The organism is Cobetia sp. MMG027 (assembly GCF_027947415.1).
In the GTDB taxonomy this organism is placed as follows: domain Bacteria; phylum Pseudomonadota; class Gammaproteobacteria; order Pseudomonadales; family Halomonadaceae; genus Cobetia; species Cobetia marina.
In genome coordinates this window covers 218,341-227,894 of the sequence record NZ_JAQJIO010000010.1, presented here as the reverse complement: position 1 = coordinate 227,894, position 9,554 = coordinate 218,341, and the positions used below count along the sequence as shown (strand labels likewise).

Annotated in this window: 5 protein-coding genes; 3 read left to right on the top strand and 2 right to left on the bottom strand. The window is 63.4% G+C overall.

From position 1 onward, the window contains the following. Positions 1-230: 230 nt before the first annotated feature. Both cobA and PJK54_RS14980 read right to left on the bottom strand, forming a co-directional pair. Entirely contained in the window at positions 231-1,199 is a 969-nt protein-coding gene (cobA, locus tag PJK54_RS14985; protein WP_271303256.1) for a uroporphyrinogen-III C-methyltransferase, read from the bottom strand. Continuing rightward, positions 1,168-4,026 carry a nitrate reductase gene (locus PJK54_RS14980; protein WP_271303255.1) on the bottom strand — a complete coding sequence of 953 codons (2,859 nt, stop codon included), beginning with the start codon at positions 4,024-4,026 and terminating at the stop codon, positions 1,168-1,170. The genes cobA and PJK54_RS14980 overlap by 32 nt, the downstream gene beginning before the upstream one ends. 791 nt (positions 4,027-4,817) lie before the next feature. On the opposite strand from PJK54_RS14980, the gene PJK54_RS14975 reads away from it, so the two are divergent. Genes PJK54_RS14975 through nirD form a run of 3 tightly spaced genes read left to right on the top strand, consistent with a single transcriptional unit; the run spans position 4,818 to position 9,324 of the window. Beyond that, a complete protein-coding gene (locus PJK54_RS14975) occupies positions 4,818-6,230 on the top strand; it encodes an NAD(P)/FAD-dependent oxidoreductase (RefSeq protein WP_191237678.1) in 1,413 nt (470 codons plus the stop codon). Next, positions 6,227-8,881 (top strand): nitrite reductase large subunit NirB, encoded by a 2,655-nt coding sequence (gene nirB / locus PJK54_RS14970; protein WP_271303254.1) that lies wholly within the window; start codon positions 6,227-6,229, stop codon positions 8,879-8,881. Before PJK54_RS14975 ends, nirB begins: the two co-directional genes overlap by 4 nt. Beyond that, positions 8,878-9,324, top strand: a complete 447-nt coding sequence (nirD, locus tag PJK54_RS14965) for a nitrite reductase small subunit NirD (RefSeq protein WP_271303253.1) — start codon at positions 8,878-8,880, stop codon at positions 9,322-9,324. The genes nirB and nirD overlap by 4 nt, the downstream gene beginning before the upstream one ends. The last annotated feature ends 230 nt before the right edge of the window (positions 9,325-9,554 follow it).

The window sequence follows — 9,554 nt, the reverse complement described above, 5'->3', positions numbered from 1 at the left end:
GTTTGGAAGCGGACTTCAAAAACATCAAACAAAACAATCACCTGCAAACCTCTTTCACCGCTGGTAACGCCATGCGTCCCCGGCAGCGGATGCGTACTTTACGCATTCACCGGCCTGGTTTCAAGGCCTTGTGGATAAAAGATTCATCCACATGCCCTCCAGAACGACTCCCCTTCTGACCCCGTGACAAGACTGGCCACCTTGCAGCCGCCTCGGCGCGGCTGATCTTGTCAGGCGACACGCGCTTCGCGCTCTGAGGAATGTGCCATGGCCGCAGCCATCACGAGGTCTCGCCCCGCTGCCATCTCGCATACGCTGCCCACGATGATCAGGCAGGGTGTCGGCAGCGGGCATTCTGCCAGACGAGCCACCATGTCACCCAGGGTGCCGTGCAGGGCCTGCTGCTCGGGGAGGCTCGCATTGGCCACCAGCATCATCGGCCAGTCTGACGGCAGACCATGGCGCTGCAGCTCATCACAGATGGTGTCGAGGCGATTCAGCCCCATATAGAAGAGCAACGTTTCATCCCGGCGTGCCAGCTGCTGCCATTCGGGCTGGTCATTCCGACTGCACAGCTGGGCGGTCACGAATCGCAGCCGCTGAGCATGAGCCCTGTCGGTGAGCGGCATGCCCAGCGAAGCTGCCGCACCGGCGGCCGCGGTGATGCCGGGAACGACATGACGGGTGATGCCAGCCTCATCAAGTGCCGCCAGCTCTTCTCCCATGCGACCGAAGATACCGGGATCCCCGCCCTTGAGCCTGACCACACGCATGCCCTCCTTGGCCAGACGCACCATCAGCGCGCCGATCTCGTCCTGGGGTACGCTGTGATTGCCGCAGGCCTTGCCGACGTAATAGCGCTCACAGTGCATCGGGAGCTGAGCCAGAATCTCGTCACCGACCAGGCGATCATAGACCACGGCATCCGCTGCATTGAGCATTCTCCAGGCCTTGAGCGTCATCAGTTCCGGATCCCCCGGCCCGGCTCCGACCAACGCGACCTGCCCCGGAAGAAGCCCGCCCCAGGCAGGCGTGATGGCCCCGGCGTCAGTCCGTGATGGTGCCTGTCCGCCAATGGCACGCCACTCGCGACGCGACAGCAAGCCTTCCGTCAGCCGTGCCATGGAGATGCCGAGGGTTGCTGAATTGATGCTCGATGCCATCAGGTCACGCCATTTCCAACGAATCAGTCCGCTCATCGGATCGCTCCTCTTCCACAAGACGTTTGAGTTCAGGCAGGCAGGAGCCACAGCGAGTGCCGCAGGCCAATCGCGCCCCCAATGCTTCCACGCAACGGTCACCCGACTGGATGGCCTGCCGAATCGTGAGTTCGCCGACCTGATGGCAGGCGCATACCATCGTCCCGACATCCGCCTGACCAGAGAGGCGTCCGGCGAGGAGACTGCGACGCTCGAGTGCAGAAAGCTGGTCAGAGGCGAAACATTCCCCCAGCCAGGCAATGTTGGGCTGTCGGTCGGAGCGTGCCGCGCCAGCGGTGACCCTCAACCACCAGATCAGCCGTCCCTCACGAAAACCTGCGGCACTGATGCCTCCCTGTGCCACATCCTGTGCCCAGAGCCCCGCCTGAACACTCAGATGCCTTTCACACCAGAGCGCCCAATCCGGCTGCCCTTCTCCTGCCAGCTGACAGCGCACCAATGTCGCCTGCGGGATGCGCGCCCAATAGCATCCCTCGAGCTCTGTCATCGCGCCTGCAAGATCTTCATGCCCACCCCATACGCCAGGGGCGATCAGCAAGGTGGCCTGCCATTCACAGGGCAATGGCATGACATCGACCGCGCCATGCTTGGATTCCGGCTGACCGGAGAGAGGATCGACCAGGCCGGCCAGCAACGCCCCGGCGCGCCCGTGACTGGCGAAGTGATCATTCCAGTGCATGGGGATGAACACCTCACCCTGACGCTGGCCATGACTGATACGCACACGCGCACGATAGTCGCCACGCACGCTCCCCTGCTCATCACGCCCTGCAAGCTGCGCCAGAGCCCCGTCCTGCAGGCCGCGAGCCGCGGCATCCTGCGGGTGAAGCTCCACGAAGGGTTCGGCGCGATGATTCATCAGGCGCGCGCTGCGTGCAGTCCGTGTCATGGTGTGCCACTGATCACGAATGCGACCGGTATTGAGGCGCAGCGGTGTCGCATCACTCAGCGCCTGATGCGGCAATTGCGGGGTCACGGGCACCAGCCGTGCGCGACCATTGGGCGTATTGAAGGTGGCATCCTCGAACAGCCGCAATGTGCCGATGAGCTCCCCCTTCTCACCACGCCGTACCGGCCATTGAATCGGTCTGAGCGCGTCATAGCCCTCGCGATCCAGCTCGGCCAGCGGCGCGATGTTGAACAGCCGCCTGATCGAGGAAGCCGCCAGAGGCTTGCTGCCCGCCTTGTGAGCCTTGTGACGTGGCGCGACGTTGCGGAAGCCGGACAGTCTGGCGTGCTCACGGAAGATCGCGTGGGGCCCCGAGTAGCCAAATGCCGCCTGGTACCCCATGCGCTTGCCGACCTCCGCCAGCTGCCACCAGTCGTGACGTGCCTCGCCCGGCGGTGCGAGCAACCCACGCTGACGCGAGATGCAGCGCTCGGAATTGGTGACGGTGCCATCCTTCTCGCTCCAGCTGCTGGCCGGCAACACCACATCGGCATACGCCAGGGTGTCGCTGTCCGCCATGCACTCGGAGACGATCACCAGCGGACAGGCCGCCAGCGCCGCACGTACGCGCGTACTGTCCGGCAGACTGACCGCCGGATTGGTCGCCATGATCCATAGCGCCTGTATCTCTCCACGCTCGATCGCCGCGAACAGTTCGACCGCCTTGTGCCCCGGCCCCTGAGGGATATTCGGGGCGTTCCAGAATTCACCGACCAGCTCCCGCGCGCCCGGCGTCTCGTAGTCCATGTGTGCCGCCAGCTGATTGGCCAGTCCACCGACTTCCCGGCCGCCCATCGCGTTGGGCTGTCCGGTGATCGAGAACGGTCCCGCCCCCGGCAGCCCGAGCTTGCCCCCGGCCAGATGGCAATTGATGATCGCATTGCCCTTGTCGGTACCGCTGGTCGATTGGTTCACACCCTGGGAGAACAGCGTCACCACATGCAACTGGGTCGCGAACCAGTAATAGAAAGTCTCGAGACGCTCCACATCGACATCACAGTCGCGCGCGATTGCCGCCAGCGAGCAGTCTTCCCGCCTTGCCGCCTTGAGCGCCGCATCGAAGCCCTGGGTGTGCGCCTTCAGATAGAGGCGATCCAGGCGTCCGCGATCTGCCATGTAGGCCAGCAGACCATTGAAGAGACGCGCATCACTGCCGGGACGCAGGCCAAGATAGAGATCGGCGATCTCGCAGCTGTCGGTCACCCGGGGGTCGATCACCACGATTCGCAGCAATGGATTGTCGATACGCGCCTGCTTGAGCCGCTGAAACAGCACCGGATGGTTCCAGGCCAGATTGCTGCCGACCAGCACGACCAGCTCGGCACGCTCGAGGTCCTCATAACTGCAGGGCACGGCGTCCGCTCCGAAGGCACGCTTGTGAGCCACGACGGCCGAGGCCATGCACAGTCGCGAATTGGTATCCAGATGAGGGGTACCGATGAAGCCCTTGAACAGCTTGTTGGCGACGTAATAGTCCTCGGTCAGCAGCTGCCCCGAGAGATAGGCGGCGATGCTTTCTCCGCCATGCGTCCTGCTCAGATCAGCAAAGCGTGCGGCGATCAGGTCCAGCGCCGTCTCCCAGCTCACCTCTCGCAATACCCCGGCCTCATCACGCACCTGCGGCATCGTCAGACGCCCATCGGCCGACAGCGTCTCGGCAAGCGCGGAGCCCTTGACGCAGAGCCGGCCATGATTGGCCGGATGCGCGACATCACCACTCAACGACACGATGCGCACACTGTCCTGGTCCTGCTCAAGCTCGACCGCCACACCACATCCGACACCGCAATACGGGCAGGTGGTAGTGGCACGACATCTAGCAGGTTGCGGGGCGTCTGGGGGATTCCTGACTTGCATCGACATCACTCCCTGGTGCATTGAGCACAGAACGTTGACCACGAAAAAGGCGCCTGACGACCGAGCACGAAGCGTGCGGTCATCAGGCGCCTTTGCCTGTTGCTGATATCTGTTCACTGACTAGGTATCTGACCCGGTTCGGGTCATCGCGGGGACTGACTGATCAAGCCGCCATTGGCCGGATGTAATGCCCGACGTCATTGCTGACGCGAACATGGATCCCTCAGTCATGTCTGCACATGAATGCGGTAAAAGAGGCAGATACCAGACCAACCCTTTCTCTTTCTCTTTGATAACAGCAACTTGCACAATTCAGCCTCACCAGTCTGTCGACAGGAGCCGCAAGACCCTGCCGCTCACTCCGCCTTGTCGCACCAGCCCTGTGCATCCTTGAGACTTCCTGCACCATTCCCTCACGACAGGCGGCTCCCATGGCGCCTCAAGCCACTCGAAAACACCTGACCCTCGACATCGAAATACTCACAAACCAATGAAAGTTGGTGGTTTTTCCTCAGGCGGCACCAAATTCGCTGTATTCCTGACAGGTTGGGTCAATGACGACCCCGAATCGCAGGTCTCGCCGCGCATCCATGTGGATGCACGGCAGCCAACGGTCCGCCAGACCTGCCGCAGTCCCGAGTGACAGCCGTAACGTCGCGCAGCACTGCAACTCGCTATCCAATGCTTAGCCCTCATCTTCCAGGCAAAGGCGCCTGCTTGACGTCGTGAACTTCACGGCGGCAAGCAGGCGCTTTTTTTTTGCACTCGATATCCCATCGCAAGGAGGCAGCATGCATCCGTCATCTTCCACCGGCGACACGACCCCGTCCCTGATCATCATCGGTCATGGCATGGCGGCGCAAAAGCTGCTGGAGCAACTGGTCGCGCTGTCACCTGATCGCCAGCTCCCCTGGGCAGTCACGGTGATCGGTGAAGAACCTCACCTGCCCTACAACCGCATTCAGCTCTCCCCACTATTGGCGGGCGAGACGCAAGCCGATGACCTGATCAGCCAGCAGGCCGACTGGTTCTCGCTGCATGGCATCACACGGATCAGCGGTGATCCCGCCTGTCAGATCGACCGCGCCGCCCGCTGTGTCGAGACCGCCAGCGGTCGCCGCATTCCCTATCAGCGTCTGGTGATCGCCACGGGGTCACGCCCGGCGCTGCCACTGCCGCTCCCCGCTCACCTGCCTCAGGCACTGGATGCCAATGATTGGCCACCGGGACTGATGGGCTTTCGTGACCTCAGGGATGTCGAGCAGATGCAGGCCGCCTGTCGCACCGGGGCCGGTCACGACGGCAATGCCCTGGTGATCGGCGGCGGCCTGCTGGGGCTCGAAGCCGCCGAGGGCCTGCGCAAGGGTGGCCTTGAGGTGACGCTACTACAGCGCAGCGAGCGCCTGATGAACCGTCAGCTGGATGACGTGGCCGCTGGTTTGCTGGAGCAGGAGCTGAGCGAGCGCGGCCTCGAGATCATCACCGACGCGCATCTTGAGCAATGGCTCGAGACGCCGGCGGGCCGCATCACTGGCGTGCGTCTCAAGGATGGCCGTGAACTGCACGCCGGACTGACCATCGCCGCCACTGGCATCCGCCCCGAGATCACGCTTGCGCGTGCTGCCGGCCTGGCCTGCCAGCGCGCTGTCCAGGTCGATGGCCACCTGCTCACGAGCGATCCGCACATTCACGCGCTGGGCGAATGCTGTGAGGTGGAGGGCGAGACCTTCGGTCTGATCGAGCCCATCTGGGCACAGATCGAGGTGCTCGCACGCCATCTTCTTGAGCAAGCGACCCCGCCCTATCGCAATGCCCCCCTGGCGACGCGTCTCAAGGTCAGCGGTATCGACCTCTACAGCTGCGGCGAGCTGATGCCACATCCCACTGACGAGGTGCTGGTCTATCAGGACCACGCCCTGGGTGACTACCGCCGCCTGCTGCTGCGCGATGAGCGTCTGGTCGGGGTGGTGCTCTACGGCGATGTCAGTGCCGGCAACGCGCTGTTCGAAGCCCTCAAGGCAGGCACGCCACTGACAGCGATTCGTGACGACCTGCTGCTCATGCCCGCACAAGCGCTGGCACAACTGGACGAGACACCCTCTGGCCCACCGAATGACCCCGGCGGCAGAGCGACCCACCAGAACACTGCATCTCAACATCCTGATCGCGACACCACCCCTGACACCTTCGAGGAGGCCGCATGAAACACCTGATCATCATCGGCAATGGCATGGTAGGCCATCATTGCGTCGAGCAGCTGATCGCGCTGGGCGCCACCGCGCACTACCAGATTCATGTCTTCGGCGAAGAGCGCCACATCGCCTACGACCGCGTACATCTCTCGGAGTACTTCACCGGACGCGATGCCGATTCTCTCGCGCTCGGCAGCGTGGAGGATTACGCCAGCGCCGGTATCACGCTGCACCTCGACGAGTGCGTCACGGCGATCGATCGCGACGGCGGCCATGTCATCACTCCCCAAGGGCGCTATCCCTACGACAGCCTGGTGCTGGCCACCGGCTCCACGCCTTTCGTGCCGCCCATCCAGGGCCTTGGCGAGCCAGGCAGCGAGGCTGCCGCCAGCAATCGGCTGGTCTACCGCACCCTGGAAGACCTCGACCAGATACGCGCCGCTGCCGACGGCAAGACGCGTGGCGTGGTGGTCGGTGGCGGCCTGCTGGGACTTGAGGCCGCCAACGCCCTCAAGTCACTCGGTCTGGAGGCGCATGTGGTCGAATTCGCGCCACGCCTGATGCCGGTGCAGCTGGATGAGGATGGCGGCCTGGCACTCAAGCAACACATCACTGCGCTGGGCGTGGGAGTGCACCTCAATCGCGCCACCACCGACATCGTGCCCGGCGAGGAGTACCAGTGGCGGATGAATTTCTCCGACGGTGAGCATCTGGAAGCGGATCTGATCGTGTTTTCCGCCGGCATCCGTCCTCAGGATGCACTGGCACGCAGCGCCAGCCTCGAGATCGGCGAGCGCGGCGGCATCATCATCGATGACGAATGCCGCACCTCGGACCCGGAAATCTTTGCCATCGGCGAGTGCGCCCTGTGGCAATCGCGCATCTTCGGGCTGGTCGCGCCCGGCTATCAGATGGCACGCGGCGTGGCGTCCCTGCTGGCCGCCAGCACAGGCGATGCCACAAGCGATGCGCAGGAGCGCTTCCGCTTCCAGGGCGCCGACATGTCCACCAAGCTCAAGCTGCTGGGGGTGGATGTCGGCTCCATCGGTGACGCCCAGGGCAAGAGCGAAGGCGCGATCAGCTATCGTTACTGTGACGAGGCCGACGGCGTCTATCGACGCCTTGTCGTCTCGCAGGACCGCAAGCAGGTACTGGGCGCGGTGCTGATCGGTGACAACTCGCGCTACGACACCCTGCTGCAGTACGTCACCAATGGCATCGCGGCGCCCAAGGACCCGGCGGCACTGATCCTGCCGGATGCCAGTGGCGAGTCCATCACCCTGGGCGCGGATGCCCTGCCTGACAGCGCCACCCTGTGCTCCTGCCACAACGTTTCCAAGGGAGATGTGTGCAGCGCCATCGACGCCGGCAACAGCGATCTGGGCGCCATCAAGGCCTGCACCAAGGCCAGTACCGGCTGCGGGGGCTGTGCGGCGCTGCTCAAGAAGGTGGTGGATGCCGAGCTGGAAAGTCGTGGCGTCGAGGTCGATCGCTCGCTGTGCGAGCACTTCGCGCATACCCGTCAGGAGCTCTACTCGCTGGTGCGCGTCGAAGGCATCCAGACCTTCGCCGAGCTGATGGCCAGCCACGGTCGCCATCCCGATGCCCTGGGCTGCGAGGTCTGCAAGCCCGCGGTGGGCTCGATTCTGGCCTCGTGCTGGAATGCGCCGATCACCGAGGCCTCGCACATTCCGCTGCAGGACACCAATGACACCTTCATGGCCAACATGCAGAAGAACGGCACCTACTCCGTGGTGCCACGCATTCCCGGCGGCGAGATCACGCCGGACAAGCTGATCGCCATCGGCGAGATCGGCAAGCGCTACAACCTCTATACCAAGATCACCGGCGGGCAACGCATCGACCTCTTCGGCGCCCAGCTGCATGAACTGCCGGATATCTGGGGTGAATTGATCGCCGCCGGCTTCGAGACCGGCCACGCCTACGGCAAGTCCACCCGTACGGTGAAATCCTGCATCGGCAGCACCTGGTGTCGCTATGGCGTGCAGGACAGCATGGCGATGGCGCTGACGCTGGAAGACCGCTACAAGGGCCTGCGTTCACCGCACAAGCTCAAGTTCGCCGTCTCCGGCTGTACCCGCGAATGCGCCGAGGCCCAGAGCAAGGATGTCGGCGTGATCGCCACCGAGAACGGCTGGAACCTCTACGTCTGCGGCAACGGCGGCATGCGCCCGCGTCACGCGGAGCTGTTCGCGACCGATCTGGATGACGAGACACTGATCCGCACCATCGACCGCTTCCTGATGTTCTACATTCGCACCGCCGATCGCCTGCAGCGCACCTCTGTCTGGCGCGAGGGCCTCGAAGGCGGGCTCGACTATCTGAAGGAGGTGATTCTCGAGGACAGTCTGGGGCTTGGCGAGACCCTCGAGGAGCAGATGCAACAGGTGGTGGACCGCTACGAGTGCGAATGGGCCAATGCCCTCAAGAGTCCCGAGAAGCTCAAGCGCTTCCGCCACTACGTGAATGACCAGCGACCCGACCCGGCCGTGGTCAACATCATCGAGCGTGACCAGATACGCCCGGCAAGCCGCGGCGAGCTGATCACCAGTGACGGCGGCTCTCTCGATGAGGGAACGGACTCAGGCATCAGCCTGGCAACAGAACTGACGGCCAACCTGGCCACGGAGGTGCGCTCATGACATCGCCTGCACTCGCTTCCACACCGCTCTCCACAGCGTGCCACACGGCTCAGGACACGGCACCTGACACCTCAACCAAGGAGGAGTCGCCACTTCGCTGGGTGACACTCTGTCAGCGCGGGGACCTGGTGCCGGGCTCCGGGGTGGCCGCCTGGCTGGAACAGGCCGGCCAGGACTTCCAGATCGCGCTGTTCACGCTACCCTCCAGCGCGGACAGCGACGCCCTCACGCTGTTCGCCATCGACCATCATGATCCGGTATCCGGCGCCAACGTGATCGCCCGCGGTCTGCTGGGCGATCATGCCGGTGAGCCACTGGTGATCTCGCCGCTCTACAAGCAGCGCTATCGACTCAAGGATGGCCAATGCCTGGATGACGAGACGCTCTCGCTTCAGGTGTGGCCGGCTCGCCTCGAGGGGGATGCCGTGCAGATACAGTGCTAGCGGACAGGCCGATGCCTGAAAAGCACATAAGCTATTGATGACGTACGGATATGCTCGAAAAATGGCACATATTTGGTGCACAACCATGCTGCAACGCACCATGATCCGCCCGGCAATGCGCACGCCTCGACTCGCCTGACCGCCACCTGGCAGGCATCTGGCGAAGAGAAAACACTCAAGCTATTGATTTTGAATGACTTGCTAGAAAGCTGGCACCAGGTATGCAATCT

Excerpts from the sequence above, each read along its gene's own strand:
- cobA (WP_271303256.1), bottom strand. The coding sequence starts at position 1,199 with ATGAGCGGACTGATTCGTTGGAAATGGCGTGACCTGATGGCATCGAGC.
- PJK54_RS14980 (WP_271303255.1), bottom strand. The coding sequence starts at position 4,026 with ATGCAAGTCAGGAATCCCCCAGACGCCCCGCAACCTGCTAGATGTCGT.
- PJK54_RS14975 (WP_191237678.1), top strand. The coding sequence starts at position 4,818 with ATGCATCCGTCATCTTCCACCGGCGACACGACCCCGTCCCTGATCATC.
- nirB (WP_271303254.1), top strand. The coding sequence starts at position 6,227 with ATGAAACACCTGATCATCATCGGCAATGGCATGGTAGGCCATCATTGC.
- nirD (WP_271303253.1), top strand. The coding sequence starts at position 8,878 with ATGACATCGCCTGCACTCGCTTCCACACCGCTCTCCACAGCGTGCCAC.